The sequence below is a fragment of the Streptomyces sp. NPDC013455 genome (assembly GCF_040632975.1).
In the GTDB taxonomy this organism is placed as follows: Bacteria; Actinomycetota; Actinomycetes; order Streptomycetales; family Streptomycetaceae; genus Streptomyces.
Window position 1 is genome coordinate 520,681 of record NZ_JBEYCX010000001.1, and the last position, 17,774, is coordinate 538,454.

14 protein-coding genes are annotated in these 17,774 nt (G+C 70.9%); 9 read left to right on the top strand and 5 right to left on the bottom strand.

Annotation, left to right across the window (positions count from 1 at the left end; all coding sequences use genetic code 11):
• Window positions 1-201: 201 nt before the first annotated feature.
• From ABZ576_RS02340 to ABZ576_RS02375, 8 genes are all read left to right on the top strand, one after another.
• Window positions 202-1,359: a mandelate racemase/muconate lactonizing enzyme family protein gene (locus ABZ576_RS02340; protein ID WP_360734877.1), complete on the top strand. Its 1,158-nt coding sequence runs from the start codon at window positions 202-204 to the stop codon at window positions 1,357-1,359.
• Window positions 1,356-2,360 carry an alcohol dehydrogenase catalytic domain-containing protein gene (locus ABZ576_RS02345; protein WP_360734879.1) on the top strand — a complete coding sequence of 335 codons (1,005 nt, stop codon included), beginning with the start codon at window positions 1,356-1,358 and terminating at the stop codon, window positions 2,358-2,360. Before ABZ576_RS02340 ends, ABZ576_RS02345 begins: the two co-directional genes overlap by 4 nt.
• Before the next feature lie 120 nt (window positions 2,361-2,480).
• Window positions 2,481-3,458, top strand: coding sequence for a hypothetical protein (locus ABZ576_RS02350; RefSeq protein ID WP_360734880.1), 978 nt, complete (start codon window positions 2,481-2,483; stop codon window positions 3,456-3,458).
• Window positions 3,459-3,599: 141 nt separating this feature from the next.
• Complete coding sequence (gene chvE / locus ABZ576_RS02355) at window positions 3,600-4,709, top strand: multiple monosaccharide ABC transporter substrate-binding protein (RefSeq protein WP_360734882.1); 1,110 nt, start codon at window positions 3,600-3,602, stop codon at window positions 4,707-4,709.
• Between the two features lie 36 nt (window positions 4,710-4,745).
• Window positions 4,746-6,296 carry a multiple monosaccharide ABC transporter ATP-binding protein gene (gene mmsA / locus ABZ576_RS02360; RefSeq protein WP_360734884.1) on the top strand — a complete coding sequence of 517 codons (1,551 nt, stop codon included), beginning with the start codon at window positions 4,746-4,748 and terminating at the stop codon, window positions 6,294-6,296.
• Window positions 6,293-7,534, top strand: a complete 1,242-nt coding sequence (gene mmsB / locus ABZ576_RS02365) for a multiple monosaccharide ABC transporter permease (RefSeq protein ID WP_360734885.1) — start codon at window positions 6,293-6,295, stop codon at window positions 7,532-7,534. The genes mmsA and mmsB overlap by 4 nt, the downstream gene beginning before the upstream one ends.
• Before the next feature lie 24 nt (window positions 7,535-7,558).
• The gene (locus ABZ576_RS02370; protein ID WP_360734887.1) at window positions 7,559-8,707 is read left to right on the top strand and encodes an aldose epimerase family protein; all 1,149 of its coding nucleotides are present in this window, start codon (window positions 7,559-7,561) and stop codon (window positions 8,705-8,707) included.
• 101 nt (window positions 8,708-8,808) lie between these two features.
• Window positions 8,809-10,398: a histidinol-phosphate transaminase gene (locus ABZ576_RS02375; protein ID WP_360734889.1), complete on the top strand. Its 1,590-nt coding sequence runs from the start codon at window positions 8,809-8,811 to the stop codon at window positions 10,396-10,398.
• Window positions 10,399-10,421: 23 nt separating this feature from the next.
• Here the strand turns inward: ABZ576_RS02375 and ABZ576_RS02380 are convergent, their stop codons facing one another.
• The 4 genes from ABZ576_RS02380 to ABZ576_RS02395 all read right to left on the bottom strand — a co-directional run bounded on the left by ABZ576_RS02380 (window position 10,422) and on the right by ABZ576_RS02395 (window position 13,203).
• Window positions 10,422-11,384, bottom strand: a complete 963-nt coding sequence (locus ABZ576_RS02380; RefSeq protein WP_360734891.1) for an arabinan endo-1,5-alpha-L-arabinosidase — start codon at window positions 11,382-11,384, stop codon at window positions 10,422-10,424.
• Between the two features lie 138 nt (window positions 11,385-11,522).
• Window positions 11,523-12,173, bottom strand: coding sequence for a DUF4360 domain-containing protein (locus tag ABZ576_RS02385; RefSeq protein WP_360734893.1), 651 nt, complete (start codon window positions 12,171-12,173; stop codon window positions 11,523-11,525).
• 260 nt (window positions 12,174-12,433) lie between these two features.
• Entirely contained in the window at window positions 12,434-12,637 is a 204-nt protein-coding gene (locus tag ABZ576_RS02390) for a hypothetical protein (protein ID WP_360734895.1), read from the bottom strand.
• 107 nt (window positions 12,638-12,744) lie between these two features.
• Window positions 12,745-13,203: an Rrf2 family transcriptional regulator gene (locus ABZ576_RS02395; protein ID WP_360734897.1), complete on the bottom strand. Its 459-nt coding sequence runs from the start codon at window positions 13,201-13,203 to the stop codon at window positions 12,745-12,747.
• 75 nt (window positions 13,204-13,278) lie between these two features.
• Between ABZ576_RS02395 and ABZ576_RS02400 the strand changes: the two genes are divergently transcribed.
• Window positions 13,279-16,233, top strand: a complete 2,955-nt coding sequence (locus tag ABZ576_RS02400; RefSeq protein WP_360734899.1) for a beta-galactosidase — start codon at window positions 13,279-13,281, stop codon at window positions 16,231-16,233.
• On the opposite strand, the gene ABZ576_RS02405 is transcribed toward ABZ576_RS02400, so the two are convergent.
• On the bottom strand, window positions 16,220-17,740 hold the full coding sequence (locus ABZ576_RS02405) for an alpha-N-arabinofuranosidase (RefSeq protein ID WP_360734901.1): 1,521 nt from the start codon (window positions 17,738-17,740) through the stop codon (window positions 16,220-16,222). The genes ABZ576_RS02400 and ABZ576_RS02405 overlap by 14 nt on opposite strands.
• Window positions 17,741-17,774: the final 34 nt, after the last annotated feature.

The window sequence follows — 17,774 nt, forward strand, 5'->3', positions numbered from 1 at the left end:
GACGCGGGAAGACTAGAGTCCACGCACCCCCCGGTTCCAGACACCGCTGTGAAGGTTTCGTGCGGGGTCGAAAGAGTTGTCGAAAGGCGTGCCGAAACCGTTACCCGTTCGACCCATTGACACCCCCGCCGCACCGTCTTTACTGTCACGCCAGCATTTCGAACGTGTGACGAAATCTCGAACAGCTGAGGGGCAACTGCCGTGCGCATCACCGGAATCAGCACGCACGTGGTCGGCACGCCGTGGCGCAACCTGACCTACGTCCAGGTGCACACCGACGAGGGAATCACGGGCGTCGGCGAGACCCGGATGCTCGGACACACCGACGCGCTGATCGGCTACCTGAAGGAGGCCGAGGCCAACCACATCCTCGGATCGGACCCGTTCGCCGTCGAGGACCTCGTCCGCCGCATGAAGTACGGCGACTACGGCCGCGCCGGCGAGATCGTCATGTCCGGCATCGCGGTCGTGGAGATGGCCTGCTGGGACATCAAGGGCAAGGCGCTGGGCGTGCCCGTGTGGCAGCTGCTCGGCGGCAAGGTCACCGACAAGGTCAAGGCGTACGCCAACGGGTGGTACACGACCGAGCGAACGCCGGAGGCGTACCACAAGGCAGCCCAAGGGGTGATGGAGCGCGGTTACCGGGCGCTCAAGATCGACCCGTTCGGCACCGGGCACTTCGAGCTGGACCACAAGCAGACCCTGTACGCCGTCTCGCTCATCGAGGCCGTGCGCGACGCCATCGGCCCCGAGGCCGAGCTGATGCTGGAGATGCACGGCCGCTTCTCCCCCGCCACCGCCGTCCGGCTGGCCAAGGAGATGGCACCCTTCAAGCCCGCGTGGCTGGAGGAGCCGGTGCCGCCGGAGAACCTCAAGGCGCTGGAGAAGGTCGCCGCGAAGGTGGACGTCCCGGTCGCCACCGGTGAGCGCATCCACGACCGGATCGAGTTCCGCGAGCTCTTCGACAGCCAGGCCGTGGACATCATCCAGCCCGACGTCGGCCACATCGGCGGCATCTGGGAGACCCGCAAGCTCGCCGCCACCGCCGAGACCCACTACATGCTGGTCGCCCCGCACAACGTGGGCGGGTCCGTGCTCACCGCCGCCTCCCTCCAGGTCGGCTTCACCTCCCCGAACTTCAAGATCCTCGAACACTTCAACGACTTCGCCGACGCGGAGATCAAGAAGGTCGTCAAGGGGGCGCCGGAGGTCGTGGACGGCTACTTCCACCTCTCCGACCGGCCCGGACTCGGCGTCGAGCTGGACACCGACGCGGCCGCCGAGTTCCCGCAGCAGCAGGCCCGGTTCGACCTGTGGGCCGAGGGCTGGGAACAGCGCAAGCCGAAGGGCACGAAGTGAGCTCCCAGGTCCTGGTCCAGGCGCCGGGCAGTCACCGGGTGGAGGACCACACGCCCCGGGACCCCGGCCCCGGGGAGGCGCTGGTCGCCGTCCACGCGGTGGGCATCTGCGGCAGCGACCGCGAGGTCTATCAGGGCAACCGGCCCGAGGGGTACGTCCGTTACCCGCTCACGCCCGGCCACGAGTGGTCGGGGACCGTGCGCGCGGTGGGCGCCGGCGTGCCGGAGGGCCTCGTCGGACGCAAGGTCGTCGGGGAGGGCTTCCGCAACTGCCAGGTCTGCGACCGCTGCCACGCGGGCGAGACCACGCTGTGCACGGCCGGGTACGAGGAGACCGGGTTCACCCTGCCCGGGGCCATGGCGGCCACGCTGACCCTGCCGGCCCGGCTGCTGCACGTCCTGCCGGACGAGGCCGACCTGACCGCCGCCGCCCTGCTGGAGCCGGCCGCCTGCGTCGCCGCCGCCGCACTGAAGGCGAACGCCCGGCCGGGCGAGCGGGTCGCGGTGGTCGGCACGGGCACCCTGGGCATGTTCGCCGTGCAGTTCCTGAAGGCCGTCTCACCGGCGGAGCTGCTCGTCGTGGGCACCCGGGGCGACCGGGAGGCGCTGTCCCGGCGGTTCGGGGCGACCGACTTCCGGCTCCGGGACGAGGAGGTGCCCGCCGGCTACGACGTGGTGATCGAGACCGCCGGGTCCGCGTCCGCCGCGCGCACGGCCGCCTCGCTGCTCCGGCGCGGCGGGCGCCTGGTCCTGACCGGGATCCCGGCGCCGGGCGCGGACGGGCTCGACCCGACCGACCTCGTCGTACGGCAGCTGGAGGTGCACACCGTCTTCGGGGCGCCACCGGACGCCTGGGCGCACACCGTGCGGGTGTTCGGCGCCGGGCTGCTGGACCCGCTGCCCCTGGTCACGCACGAGCTGCCGCTGACCGAGTTCCCGCGCGCCATCGAGCTGGTCGGGGCCGGCGATCCGAAGGTGGGCAAGGTGCTGCTCCGTCCCTGACGTACGCCGGCCGGGGGGTGACCTGACGGCGCCCCGGCCGGCGTACCACCAAGGCTTTTTCACACCCAGAGCCGCGAACCTCGTCCGATATTTCGAACAACCGGATCTTAAGGACAGCTTGTGACCGACGCTTCCGCCCCGGCAGCCCGCAGGCCCGGCGAGCAGGTGCTCGCCGCGCTCGGCCTGGACGCGCCCGCCCTCGATCCCGCCGACGCCTCCGCCCACACCTTCCCGGGCGGCGGCCGCTGGCGCACCGAGATCCCCTCGTGCGAGGGTCCGGAAGCGCTGGCCGTCGTCCTCAAGGAAGCCTCGCGCCTCGACGTGCCGATCCACCGGATCAGCCAGGGCAGCGGCGTGTGGATGCTCACCGACGCCGAGATCACCGAGATGGTCGAGGCCACCGCCGAACGCGACATCGAACTCTGCCTGTTCACCGGCCCGCGCGGCACCTGGGACATCGGCGGCTCGGTGCGGTCCGACTCGCGGGGGGCCGGACTGCGCGCGCGGGGCCACGACGCCGTCGCGGGCTGCGTCGAGGACGCCGTGCGGGCGACCGCGCTGGGCGTCAAGTGCCTGCTGGTGGCCGACGAGGGCGTGCTGTGGACCCTGCACCGGGCCCGGCAGTCAGGGATCATCCCGGCCGACACCACGCTGAAGGTCTCGGCGCTGATCGGCCCGGTCAACCCGGCCGCGTACGCCGTCTACGAACGGCTCGGCGCCGACTCCGTCAACGTGCCCAGCGATCTGACGCTGGACCACCTCACCGAGATCCGCCGGGTCTCCGGTGCCCCCATGGACATGTACATCGAGGCCCCCGACGACCTCGGCGGCTACGTGCGGATGTACGAGGTCGCCGAGCTGATCCGGCGCGGCGCACCGCTCTACCTGAAGTTCGGCCTGTCCAAGGCTCCCGGCATCTACCCGTGGGGCACCCACCTGCGGGACGTGACCCTGGACACCGCCCGGGAGCGGGTGCGGCGCGGCCGGCTCGCCCTCGACCTGCTCGCCCGGCACGGCGCGGACGGTGACATGGCGCCGCTCGGCTCCCGGCTGCCGGGGTCTTTGCACCGGTTCCCCTCCGAAGGTGCCGCTGGGTGACCGATGGGGGCCGCGGGCCGTGTGCGGCCGGCCGCGTCCGCGCGGCGCAGCCGCACACCAACCGCAGCCCCGCGCCCCTTCAGGGCGCTCGAACCGACCGCGCCGAACATCTCGACGAAGAGAAGAACAGGGACGATCACCATGCGCACTCGCAGAAGCGCCGTAGCCGTCATAGCCGGAGCCGCCTCGCTCGCCCTCGCCCTCACCGCCTGCGGCCAGAACAGCGAGGGCGGCAGCAAGGCCAAGTCGGGTGACGCCAAGGGCGCCACCATCGGCATCGCCATGCCGACGAAGTCCTCCGAGCGCTGGATCGCCGACGGCAAGAACGTCGTGGAGAACCTGGAGTCCAAGGGCTACAAGACCAAGCTGGTCTACGGCGAGGACGACCCGGACACCCAGGTCGCCCAGATCGAGAACCTCATCACGCAGGGCGTCAAGGGCCTGATCGTCGCGGCGATCGACAACAAGTCCCTGAACAACGTCCTGCAGGAGGCCGCGGACGCGGACATCCCGGTCATCGCCTACGACCGGCTGATCCTCGGCAGCAAAAACGTCGACTACTACGCCTCCTTCGACAACGAGAAGGTCGGCGTCCTCCAGGGCACCTACATCGCGCACGAGCTCGGCCTGGACAGCGGCAAGAAGGGCCCGTTCAACCTCGAACTCTTCGCCGGCTCGAACGACGACAACAACACCAAGTACTTCTTCGGCGGCGCCATGAAGGTGCTCCAGCCGTACATCGACAAGAAGCAGCTGGTCGTCAAGTCCGGGCAGACCGGCCTCAACCAGGTCACCACCCTGCGCTGGGACGGCACCACCGCGCAGAAGCGCATGGAGGACATCCTCACCTCCTCCTACAAGACCGGCCGGGTCGACGCGGTGCTCTCGCCGTACGACGGCATCTCCATCGGCATCCTGTCCGCGCTGAAGTCGGACGGGTACGGCTCGGGCAGCAAGCCGCTGCCGGTCGTCACCGGCCAGGACGCCGAGCTGGCCTCGGTGAAGTCGATCATCGCCGGTGAGCAGACGCAGACCGTCTACAAGGACACCCGGGAGCTGGCGAGGGTCGCGGCCGCCATGGTCGACGACTCGCTCAAGGGCAAGAAGCCGCAGGTCAACGACGAGAAGACCTATGACAACGGCAGCAAGGTCGTGCCCGCCTACCTGCTCCAGCCGGTCAGCGTCGACAAGGCCAACTACCGGAAGGTGCTGGTCGACGGCGGCTATTACACCGAGGCCGAGCTCAAGTAACCCGCCCCCGTCGTCTAAGGATTGGAAGGCACGACCATGGCGGGACCCGTCCTGGAAATGCGCTCGATCGTCAAGACCTTTCCCGGTGTCAAGGCGCTGTCGGACGTCACCCTGACCGTCCGGCGGGGCGAGGTCCACGCCATCTGCGGGGAGAACGGCGCCGGCAAGTCGACCCTGATGAAGGTCCTCTCCGGCGTCCACCCGTTCGGCAGCTACGAGGGGGACATCCTCTTCGAAGGAGAGGTCTGCCGGTTCAAGGACATCCGGGCGAGCGAGCAGCACGGCATCGTCATCATCCACCAGGAACTGGCGCTGGTGCCGCATCTGTCCATCGCGGAAAACCTCTTCCTCGGCAACGAGCACGCCACCCGCGGGCTCATCAACTGGCGCGAGACCCTGCGCCACGCCACCCGGCTGCTGCGCCGGGTCGGCCTGGACGAGCACCCGGAGACCCGGGTCGCCGACATCGGCGTGGGCAAGCAGCAGCTGGTGGAGATCGCGAAGGCGCTGTCGAAGGAGGTGAAGCTGCTCATCCTCGACGAGCCGACGGCGGCCCTGAACGACGAGGACAGCGGCAAGCTGCTCGATCTGATCCTGGAGCTGAAGAACCAGGGCATCACCTCGATCATCATCTCGCACAAGCTCAACGAGATCCGCAAGGTCGCCGACTCGGTGACGATCATCCGGGACGGCCGGTCCATCGAGACCCTCGATGTGCGGGCGCCGGAGACGACCGAGGAGCGGATCATCGCCGGGATGGTGGGCCGCGACCTCGACCACCGCTTCCCCGAGCGCACCCCGCACCGGCCGGAGGAAGGCGCGGCCCCGGCGCTGGAGATCCGCGGCTGGACCGTGTTCCACCCCGTCGACCAGCAGCGCAAGGTCGTGGACGACGTGTCGATCGAGGTCCGCCGCGGGGAGATCGTCGGCATCGCGGGCCTGATGGGCGCGGGCCGCACCGAACTCGCGATGAGCGTCTTCGGGCGCAGCTACGGCCGCTACGCGGGCGGCACGGTCCTCAAGGACGGCCGGGAGATCCGGACGAAGACCGTCGCGGAGGCGGTCCGGCACGGCATCGCGTACGTCACCGAGGACCGCAAGCACTACGGCCTCAACCTCATCGACACCATCAACCGGAACATCTCGCTGACCGCGCTGCACCGGGTCGCGCGCCGGGGTGTGGTGGACGAGCACGAGGAACGGCAGGTCTCCGAGGGCTTCCGCAGGTCCATGAACATCAAGGCGCCCACGGTGTTCGAGCCGGTGGGCAAGCTCTCGGGCGGCAACCAGCAGAAGGTCGTCCTCAGCAAGTGGATCTTCGCCGGGCCGGACGTGCTGATCCTGGACGAGCCCACCCGCGGCATCGACGTGGGCGCCAAGTTCGAGATCTACACGGTCATCGACCAGCTCGCCGCCGAGGGCAAGGCGGTCGTCTTCATCTCCTCCGAGCTGCCCGAGCTGCTCGGCATGTGCGACCGCATCTACACGATGGCCGCCGGCCGGCTGACCGGTGAGGTGCCGCGGGCCGAGGCCACGCAGGAAGTGCTGATGCGCCATATGACGAAGGACAAAGAGGTAACGCGATGAGCACGGATGTGACCGCCGAGAGCCCGGCCCCCGCGCCGCCGGGCAGCAGCGGACCGGCCGACGGCGGACTGCTCGGCCTGGTGCTGACCGGCCTGCGCCGCAACATGCGCCAGTACGGCATGCTGATCGCCCTGGGCCTGATCGTGGTCCTCTTCGCGGTCTGGACCGACGGGGACCTGCTGCTGCCGCGCAACGTCTCCAACCTGGTGCTGCAGAACAGCTACATCCTGATCCTCGCGATCGGCATGATGCTGGTGATCATCGCCGGGCACATCGATCTGTCGGTCGGCTCGCTCACGGCGTTCGTCGGCGCCTTCGCGGCCGTGCTCACCGTCCAGCACGGCGTGTCCTGGCCGGTCGCGCTGGTGCTGTGCCTGCTGGTCGGCGCGGTGGCCGGCTCGGTCCAGGGCTATCTGATCGCCTACCTCGGCATACCGTCCTTCATCGTCACGCTCGCCGGGATGCTCCTCTTCCGCGGCCTGACAGAGATCCTCCTCAAGGGCCAGACCCTCGGCCCCTTCCCCGACGGGCTGCAGAAGCTCGGCAACGGCTTCCTGCCCGAGACCGGCCCGAACACCAACTACCACAACCTGACCCTGCTGCTCGGGCTCGTCCTGATCGCCGCCGTGCTCCGGCAGGAGTTCCGGGACCGCCGCCGCCAGCAGGAGTTCTCGCTGGACGTCGTACCGACCCGGCTGTTCCTGCTGAAGCTGACGGCTCTGGTGGCGGCGATCGTCGTCCTCACCCTGCTGCTGGCCAGCTACAAGGGCGCCCCGATCGTGCTGATCATCCTCGGCGCGCTGGTCGTCGGTTACGGCTACGTCATGCGCAACGCGGTCTTCGGCCGCCACATCTACGCCATCGGCGGCAACCTGCCGGCGGCCAAGCTGTCCGGAGTGAAGGACAAGAAGGTCACCTTCCTCGTCTTCCTGAACATGGGCGTGCTCGCGGCCCTGGCGGGTCTGGTGGTCGCCGCCCGGCTGAACGCGGCCTCGCCGAAGGCGGGCGTCAACTTCGAACTGGAGGCCATCGCCTCCTCGTTCATCGGCGGCGCGTCCATGAGCGGCGGTGTCGGCACCGTCCTCGGCGCCATCATCGGCGGTCTCGTCCTCGGCGTGCTGAACAACGGCATGAACCTCCTCAGCGTCGGCACCGACTGGCAGCAGGTCATCAAGGGCCTGGCCCTGCTGGTGGCGGTCGGGTTCGACGTGTGGAACAAGCGCAAGTCCGGTTCGTAAGCGCCCAACGAGGGAGCCGCAGGCATGGAACTGAACAGACGCACGGTCATCGCTGGAGCCGCGGCGGCGGGCCTCGCCGCCACCACCCTGGCCGGCCCGGCCCGGGCGGCCACGGGAAGGAAGCCGGTGAAGGAACATTTCGGCACGCTCGCCGACGGCACGGAGGTCCACCGCTGGTCGCTGGAGAACGGCGGCACCCGGCTGAAGGTGCTCTCCTACGGCGGCATCGTCCAGACGCTGGAGATCCCGGACCGGCACGGCCGCCGCGCCAACGTCTCCCTCGGCTTCGCCGACCTCGCCGGCTACGTGGCGGACAGCCCCTACTTCGGCGCCCTGATCGGCCGGTTCGGCAACCGCATCGGCAAGGGCAGGTTCACGCTGGACGGCACGTCGTACCAGCTCTCCGTGAACGACGGCGACAACAGCCTGCACGGCGGCGCCCAGGGCTTCGACAAGCACGTGTGGGACGTGGAGCCGTTCACCCGGGGTGCGGACGTCGGGCTGCGCCTGTACCGCACGAGCCCCGACGGCGAAATGGGCTACCCGGGTACGCTCCGGACCCGGGTGACGTACACCCTCACCCGGCACGGCGACTGGCGCGTCGACTACGAGGCCACCACCGACAAGGCCACCGTCGTCAACCTCACCAGTCACGTCTACTGGAACCTGGCCGGCGAGGGCGGCGGCACGATCGAGGACCACGAACTCTCGATCGCCGGCGGCCGCTACACACCCACGGACGCGGACCTGATCCCCACCGGCGAGCTGGCCACGGTCGCGGGCACCCCGTTCGACTTCCGGCGCGCCAAGCCGATCGGCCGGGACATCCGGGCGGGCCACGAGCAGCAGGTGCGGGCCAAGGGGTACGACCACAACTGGGTCCTGGACAAGGGCGTCACCGCGCGGCCCGAGCACGTCGCGACCCTGCGCGACCCGCGCTCCGGCCGCACCCTGAGGATCGCCACCGACCAGCCGGGCCTCCAGTTCTACTCCGGCAACTTCCTGGACGGCACCCTGACCGGCACCGGAGGCCGCACCTACCGCCAGGGCGACGCCCTCTGCCTGGAGACCCAGCACTTCCCGGACGCGCCGAACCACGCGCACTTCCCGTCGACGGTCCTGCGGCCGGGGCAGACCTACCGGACGACGACGATCCACTCCTTCGGAGCGTGAAGCCGCTCACGCGCCGCGTGAGTTGAACACCCCGTCCGTCCCCTCCGTATCCAAGGGCGGCCCGTGCTCCCCCGCACGGGCCACCCTGAACGGAGGTCCCCTTGGCCGGCAACGTCACCTCGTTGTTCCGCGGCACCGCCGCGCACAGCCCCTCCATGGCGGCGCTGACGCGGGAGGGCGGCGACGGGACCGGGCCGGTGGACTTCTGCATCCCGTGCAACCCGTACTTCCCGACGCCGGCCATGTTCGAGGAGCTGGCCGGCCGGCTGCGGGACATCATCACGTACTACCCGAGCGGCGCCGACACCATCACGAGCGAGCTGTGCGGGCTGCTCCGCCTGCCGCCGCAGTGCGTGGCGATGGGCAACGGCTCCACGGAGCTGATCACCTGGATCGACCACCTCCTCGTCCGTGAGTCCCTGGCCGTCCCCGTCCCCACCTTCGGCCGCTGGACCGACCAGCCGATGGAGACCGGCAAGCGGGTCGACATGTTCCCGCTCCAGGAGGTGAGCGGCTTCGCCCTCGACCTCGCCCAGTACGCCGAGTTCATCCGGTCGCGGAGGACCCGGGTGGCGGTGGTCTGCAATCCGAACAACCCCGACGGCGGCTATCTGACCCGCCGGCAGGTCGTGCAGTTCATGGACGCCATGGCCGACCTGGACCTGGTGGTGATCGACGAGTCCTTCCTGGAGTTCGCCGACGCGGAGGCCGAGCCCAGCGTCGTCCAGGAGGCCATGCTCCGCCCCAACGTGATCGTCCTGCGCAGCCTGGGCAAGAACTTCGGTCTGCACGGCATACGCTTCGGCTACCTCGTCGCCAACCCGGCGCTCGCCGGCAGGATCCGCTCGATGCTGCCGAAGTGGAACCTCAACTCCTTCGCCGAGCACGTGGTGTTCATGCTGAAGGAGCACGGCACCGAGTACGCGCAGAGCCTGGCGCAGGTCCGCCGCGACCGGCTGGAGATGGCCAGCCACCTCTCCGCGCTCCCCGGCCTCACCGTCTACCCCTCCCAGGGCAACTTCCTCTTCGTACGGCTGCCCGTCGGCGCCGAGGGGACGGTGGTGCGGGACCGGATGCTCACCGAGCACCGGATCCTGGTCCGCGAGTGCGGCAACAAGATCGGATCATCCAGCCGCTTCCTGCGGCTCGTGGTGCGCCCCCAGGTCGACGTGCGTCGCCTGGTGTCCGGCCTGGAACAGGTGCTCTACGGGTCCGGGAGGGGAGCCGCCGTACCCGAGCCGGGTACCGGGACCGACTACAGCTCGGGTACGGCGGCCGTCGACCGGCTGGTCAGCGAGACCAACGGGGCCGGTCTACGGCTCACCGCGGCCGGTCCCGCTCCGGCCGCCGGCACCGGCATGCCGCTCCCCGCCGCCGTGGCGCCGGCCGGCGGCGGGATGCCGATGCCGGCGGCAGCCCAGCCGATGCCCGCGCCCACCCCGCAGCCGGCGTTCCCCGCGCCCGTCCCGGCCCCGCCCTTCGTCTCCGTACCGGCACCGGCCGCCGCCGCGGTGCCGGCCGCCGCCCCGACCCCGCCCGGGGTCCCGGCCCGTGGCGGGCTCACCGCGGCCCAGGTGCGCGGGATGACGGCCCCGGCACCCGCGGCGGGCCTGACCCCGGCCCCCGCGACGGGCTGGCCGAACGCCCGGAGCTGGCCGAGCGCGGCGGGGACGGGTCAGGCGGCCGGCTAGGGGACGGTCCCCGGGGGCCGCGCTCAGTACGCCACCGGCCAGCCCGTCGACCAGTCGAGCAGGTTGACGCCGAGCTTCGGGGTGCCGCCGTCGTTGCCGTCGTAGTAGTGGTAGACGATCAGGTCGCCGTCGACGTCGTGCATGACGGACTGCCCGCCGGGCCCGATGACGCTGCCGTGGGACTCCAGGACCGGGGTGCCGCCGTTGTTCGTCATCGCCACCCCGTTCCTGTCGCGGTACGGGCCGGTGACCGAGGTGGCGCGGCCGACCTTCACCTTGTACGTCGAGCCGGTGCCCTGGCAGCAGACGTCGTAGGAGGCGAAGAGGTAGTAGTAGCCGTTGCGTTTGACGACGTACGGCGCCTCCACCGCCTTGCTGCCGGTGGGCCGGGAGGCGATCGAGTAGCGGGTGGTGTCGCCGGCGTACCGCTTCCCGGTCGACGGATCGATCCGGATCATCTTGATGCCGGTCCACCAGCTGCCGAAGGACAGCCACCACTTGCCGTCGTCGTCCACGAAGAGGTTGGGGTCGATGGCGTTGTAGTCGCTGCCGGAGGTGGAGGTGTAGACGACCCCGTAGTCGGTCCAGGAGCCGGGCAGCCCGGTCGTGGAGCCGGCCAGCCCGATCGCCGAGGTGTTCTCGCCGAACTTGGAGACGGCGTAGTACATCAGGTACTTGCCGCCGTGGTACGAGATGTCCGGCGCCCACGCCTCGGTGGCGTACGAGGCCCACCAGGCGGGCTTGGTGGTGAAGGCGTCGGCTCCCGCGGTGAAGGCGGTGCGGTCGGTGGAGGTCCGGTGGCCCAGGCCGCCGCCGGTGGCGTAGAGCAGGTAGCGGCCGGCGGAGGTACGGATCATCGTCGGGTCGTGGACGACCACGGCGCCGGTGACCGTGCCGGGGTTGGGGTACGCCGAGGCGCTGCCCGGGACGAGGGCGAGCAGGAGGGCGGCGGGGACGGCGAGGAGTGCGGTGCGGGTGCGGTTCACGCGGGACTCCCTTGTTCGACACTTCGAACCGAGGTCGTGCAGTCGAACGGGACCGTAGGATCGAATGGTTCGGGAGTCAACGGTTCGCGCAGCACCGGTCGCAGGGAGGGGGCGCGAGCGCGCCCCCTCCGCCGTCGGTCAGGGCTTCGGGCACTCCTTCCACGCCAGGTGGTAGACCGTGCTGATGTCCCCGTCCGTCGAGTCCATCGTCATGAAGCTGACCTTGTCGGGGGTCGCGGTGCCGGCGCTGACGCGCAGTTCGGTGTTGATGTTGAAGTTGCGCAGGACGCCGCAGGGCGCCCAGACCAGTTGCGCCCAGTCGGTGGAGTCGGTGGCCTGCCAGTCGTCGTTGTAGGGGCCGGTGAACGGATGGGTCCTGGGCACGGTGGTCGGCGAGCCCTGGAAGTAGTACGACGCCTTCTGCGTGCCGGTGGCGCCCCGCTGGAGCGAGGCGAAGCCGCGGTAGTCGGCGCTGGCCACCGCGTAGGTGAACCCCTGCGGCACATGGACCACGAGGTTGAGCTGGCAGTTCTTGCGGAAGGCCGTGGGGTCGGAGTTGCCGCCGGCCTGGGCCAGATAGGCGCTGTAGGTCACCGTGAAGGCGGTGTTGTCGGGGGACACGGCGACGGCGGCCGTGCCCGCGGGGCAGCCGGAGCCGTTCACCGTCGCCACGTCGATGACGATCTTGTCCGGGGGCGGGTCGTCGAAGACGGAGGAGGGGCTCTGGGCGGGTAGCGCGGTGGTGAGGAGAGCGGCGACCGCGCCGCTCAGGAGGAGTCCGCCGGCCATGGTTTCTCCCGGTTGTCGAGTGGGGGGTGGACCTCCCGCCGCGGCCGTTCACAGGTGAAGGAGTTGTGCCGTCCCTGTGAACCGGGGATGGAGGGCGTGGGCATCGTAGGAAGCCCCGCCCCGGGCCGGGAGAGCCGACTCCGGCCATTCACACCGGGCTTTTCACGCCCGCCCGCCGAGGGGCGGGCACCCCTCACGCGCCCCTCACGCGCCCCTCACGCGCCCCTCACGCGCACCCCTCACTCGTCGTCATCGGCTCGTCATTCGCCCCGGACACCCGTGGGGAGCAGTGTGCGCAGGGACGTGACGGGGTGACCGATCTCCAGGGATCCGAGGAGTCCCTTCAGCAGGTCGCCGCCGGGTACGCCGGCGGGAGGGGCGGGGCGCTGGGCGGCCTCGGCGGCGGGGGCGGCGGCCAGGAGGGCGGCGGCCAGGACGGAGACACAGGCGAGCTTCTTGATCATGCGGGGCCCAACGACCGACACCCGCCGGGGAAACGCGCCCCGTCCGCCGACCGGGCGATGCCGCCCGGACGCGCGCCGGGAGCCCGGGATGACCGGTGCGGCACCCCCTAGGGGTTCTCCCAGGCCGTCGGTTCCGCCGCCAGTGCGCGGACCGGCTCCGGGAGCGCGTCCTGGGCGAGGTCGGCGAGGGTGACGCCCTCCAGGATGCGGCGGACGTTGGCGCGCAGGGCGATCCACAGGGGGAGCAGGGGCCGGGCGGTGCCGGTGTAGGCGAGGCCCGTCGGGCGTTCGCCGCGTACCGACACGATCGGGCCGTCGACCGCCCGGATGACGTCCGCCACGGTGACCGAGGCCGCCTCCCGGGCCAGCCGGTAGCCGCCGCCTCCGCCGCGCCGGCTGTCCACGATCCCGGCGCGCCGCAGGTCGCCGAGGATGCCTTCCAGGAACTTGTGCGGGATGGCCTGTACGGCGGCGATTTCCTCGGCCTTCACCGGGCCGTTACCCTGCCGTACGGCCAGCTCCAGTACCGCCCGTACCGCGTAATCCGCCCGCGCCGAGATCCTCATGCGTCCATTGTGAGGCGTGCCTCCGTGGAGAATGGCCGCACCCGCGCCCCGTAAGATCGCCCGGGAGGATCCACCTTGGCGCTCAGCAGACGTACCTTCAGTGCCCTGACCGGCTCGACCGCGCTCGGTCTCGTCCTGGGCGGCAGCGGCGGCCCCGGGGCGCCCTCGGCGTTCGCGGGCGGCAGTGTGCCGACCGGACCGGCGCCGGCCCCGCCGAGCGCCGACGGCGAGCGCCACACCATCGGCTACGACCACTACTCGCTGATCGTGGACGGCCGGCGGCTGGTCGTGTGGTCCGGCGAGATGCATCCCTTCCGGCTGCCGAGCCCCTCCCTGTGGCGGGACGTGCTCCAGAAGATGCGGGCGCACGGCTACAACGCCGTCAGCATCTACGTGGCGTGGAACTACCACTCCCCCGCGCCCGGCAGGTACGACTTCACCGGCGTCCGGGACCTCGACCTCTTCCTGCGCACGGCCGCCGAGACGGGGCTGTACGTCATCCTGCGGCCGGGCCCGTACATCAACGCCGAGGTCGACGGCGGAGGCTTCCCCGGCTGGCTGACCGCGACGAAGGGCACGGCCCGGACCGACGACCCGGCCTACCTGTCGCACGTCGACGAGTGGCTCACCCAGGTGAACCGGATCGCCCGCCGGCACCTGTTCACGCGGGGCACCGGCACGGTCCTGCTCTACCAGATCGAGAACGAGTACGACGCCCACGTGCGGGAGGCCACCGGCCGGAACTACATGGCCCACCTGTACCGGAAGGTGCGGGCCGACGGGATCGACGTCCCGCTGTTCCACAACGACAAGGGCCGCAACGGCTACTGGGTCCCCGGCTCCTTCGACACCGGCGGGGAGAAGGGCGGCTGGCTGTACGGCTTCGACGGCTACCCGTCGCCGTCCCAGACCCCGCCGGACTGGGGGCGCTACGGTCCCGGCGGGCCGAAGGGCGGGGCCACCGCCTCGCCGGGCACGCCCGGGTTCGTGCCCGAGTTCGGGGGCGGCTGGTTCGATCCGTGGGGCGGGGCCTGGTTCGACGGCAAGGGGTACGCCGAGTCGCGGCGCACCCGGGACGCGGCCTACGAACGCCGCTTCTACCTGACCAACCTCGCCAACGGCCTCACCCTGCACAACGTGTACATGACCTTCGGCGGGACCTCGTGGGGCTGGCTGCCCGCGCCGGTCGTCTACACGTCGTACGACTACGGCGCCGCGATCGACGAGGGCCGCAACGTCACCGACAAGATCGCCCCGATGCACCAGATCGGCCACCTGCTGCAGCGGGTGCCCGACTTCGCCAGGCTGGACCGGGCGGCGGACGTGACGGCCGAGGGGCTGCGGGTCTACCACCTGGCCAACCCGGACACCGGCAGCCACGTGTACATCGCCCGCAACGACGGCACGGACCCGGTCACCACCGACCTGCCCACCGAAGCCGGCGCGCTGCGCGTCACCGTGCCCGGCAAGGACGCCAAGCTGCTGACCACCGGGCTGTCGCTGGGCGAGCGGACGCTGAAGTACTGCACCGCCCAGCCGATGATGCGCCTGACGGCGGGCCGGCAGGACATCGCCGTGTTCGCCGGACGGCGGGACGAGATGGCCGAGCTGGTGCTCACCTGCCCGGCCGAGCCGTACGTGCAGCGCCTGGACCCGGAGGCCGCCTGGGTCTACGACCGGGGCGAGCTGCACGTCAACGCCCCGCTCGGGCAGGGCGGCCTGACCCGGGTGCTGGTGCAGAAGGGCGAGTCCGACACCCCGCTGCTGCTGCTCTTCGCCGACGACGCCACCGCCGTCCGCCTGTTCCCGTACGACACCCCGTCCGGGACCCTGCTCGTCTACGGACCCGCGCTGCTGCGGCACGCCGAACTGCACGGCTCGGAGGTCCGCCTGACGGGTGACGTCACCGAGCGGACGGCCCTGGAGGTGTGGGCGCCGCGCGGCATCGACACCCTGGTGTGGAACGGCCGCAGGCTGGCCACCCGGGTCACCCTGTCCGGCAGCCTGATGACCACCGAGCTGCTGCCGGACGTGCCCGAGGTCCGGCTGCCCGAGCTGGGCGGCTGGCGGATGCGCACCGAGAACCCGGAGGCGGGCCCGAGCTTCGACGACAGCTCCTGGAAGACGGCCGACAAGACGGCCTCCCACAGCACCACGGCCGTCCCCGACGGCCAGCCGGTGCTCTTCGCCGACGACTACGGCTTCCACTACGGGGACGTCTGGTACCGGGGCACCTTCACCGGCGCCACCGGCATCGAGGAGGTCTCGCTCGCCTACTCCACGGGCACCCAGGGCCTGCTGATGGCCTGGCTGGACGGTGAACCGCTGGGCACCCACCGGATGCCCGTGCCCGACAAGGACGCCACCGTCCGCAAGGGCAGCTGGGCGGCGACCGCGTCCTTCCCGGTGCGCGAGCGGCTGCGCTCGCGCGGCCGGCACGTGCTGTCCGTCCTGGTCCGGCGCATGCAGCACGACCAGGACGGCAAGGCGCTCGACACGCACAAGGTGGCGCGCGGTCTGACGGCCGTCACCTTCCGGGGCGGCACGCCCGAGGTGAGGTGGCGGATCCAGGGCGAGGGCCCCTGCGACCCCGTGCGCGGGCCGATGAACAACGGCGGCCTGTACGGCGAGCGGGAGGGCTGGCACCTGCCCGGCTTCCGGGACCGGGACTGGGAGGAGGCGGCCTTCCCGCGCGCCGAGCGGCGGCAGGGCGTGACCTGGTACCGGACCACGTTCCGGCTGTCGGTGCCGGCCGACGTCGACGCCTCGGTCGGCCTGGTCCTGGAGGACGACCCGTACCGCGCCTACCGTGCGCAGATCTTCCTCAACGGCTGGAACCTGGGCCAGTACATCAACAACGTCGGCCCGCAGCACACCTTCGTCCTGCCGAACGGCGTCCTGCGCACCCGGGGCACCAACACCCTGGCGCTGGCGGTCCTCAGCGAGTTCACCACGCTGTCGGGCCCCGGGACGGTCCGCCTGACGCTGCTCGGCAAGGCGGCCGGCGGCATTCCGGTCAGGCCAGTCTGATCACGTTCCAGGACAGCGGCTCCAGTACGGCGGTGAGGGTGCCGTCCGTCAGGGTGGTGCCCCGCACCGGGTGCGGGGTGACGCGTTCGGGCTCGGTGCGGGTGTTGCGGGCGTCGGGATCGGCGTCCGCGAGGGCCGTGTGCCCGGTGACCGAGGTCAGCTCCAGCCCGTTCAGGGTGACTTCGAGGGGCAGCGACGCGGTGCGGCCGCGGTTGACCGCGAACACCGTGACCGTGCCGTCGGCCGCGCGCACGGCGGTGGCGTGCAGCAGGTCCGTCTCGCCGTACTTCCCCGTCTGGTACGTCGGCGAGTCGACGCGGACGTCGAGCACCTCGCCGCGGCCGTACGCCGAGGCCTGCGCGAACGGGAAGAACGTGGTCTGCCGCCAGGCCGGGCCGCCCGGTTCGGTCATGATCGGGGCGATCACGTTGACGAGCTGGGCGAGGCAGGCGACGGTGACCCGGTCGGCGTGCCGGAGCAGGGCGATGAGCAGCGAGCCGAAGACGACCGCGTCCGTGACGCTGTAGTTGTCCTCCAGCAGGCGGGGGGCCTCCGGCCAGTCGGACCGGTCGATGGTCTTCGCGTGCTCCTCCCACTTCGAGAGGTACCAGACGTTCCACTCGTCGAAGGAGAGGTTGATCTTCTTCTTCGATTTCAGCCGCGCGCCCACGTGGTCGGCCGTGGCGACCACGTTCTCGATGAAGGACTCCATGTCGACGGCGGACGCGAGGAAGGAGTCCACGTCGCCGTCGACGGGCTCGTAGTAGGCGTGCAGGGAGATGTAGTCGACCAGGTCGTACGTCTCCTGGAGGACGGTCGCCTCCCACTCGGCGAAGGTGGGCATGGCCTGGCCGGAGGAGCCGCAGGCGACCAGTTCCACGCCGGGGTCCTGCTGGCGCATGGCACGCGCGGTCTCGGCGGCGAGGCGGCCGTACTCCTCGGCCGTCTTGTGGCCGGTCTGCCAGGGGCCGTCCATCTCGTTGCCCAGGCACCAGAGCCTGATGCCGAAGGGCTCCTTGTCGCCGTGCGCGGCGCGGAGGTCGGAGAGGGCGGTGCCGGACGGGTGGTTGGCGTACTCCTGGAGCTCAAGCGCCTCGGCCACGCCCCGGGTGCCGAGGTTGACGGCCATCATGGGTTCGGCCTGGGGGCCGATCTTCTTCAGGAAGGCGATGTACTCGGAGAGGCCGAAGCGGTTGGTCTCGGTGGAGTGCCAGGCCAGGTCGAGTCGGCGGGGACGCTCCGCCCGGGGGCCGACCGAGTCCTCCCACTTGTACCCCGACACGAAGTTGCCGCCGGGGTAGCGGATGGCGGTGACACCGAGTTCACGGACCAGCTCCAGTACGTCCGTGCGCAGGCCGTCGGCGTCCGCCGCGGGGTGGTCCGGTTCGTATATGCCGGTGTAGACGCAGCGGCCGAGGTGTTCGACGAAGGAGCCGAAGAGGCGGGGGTTCACCTCGCCGACGGTGAAGGCGGGGTCGAGGGTGAAACGGGCGGTGGTCTTGCTCATGGGATCCTTCCGGGTCACGGGGAGACGGGTCGGC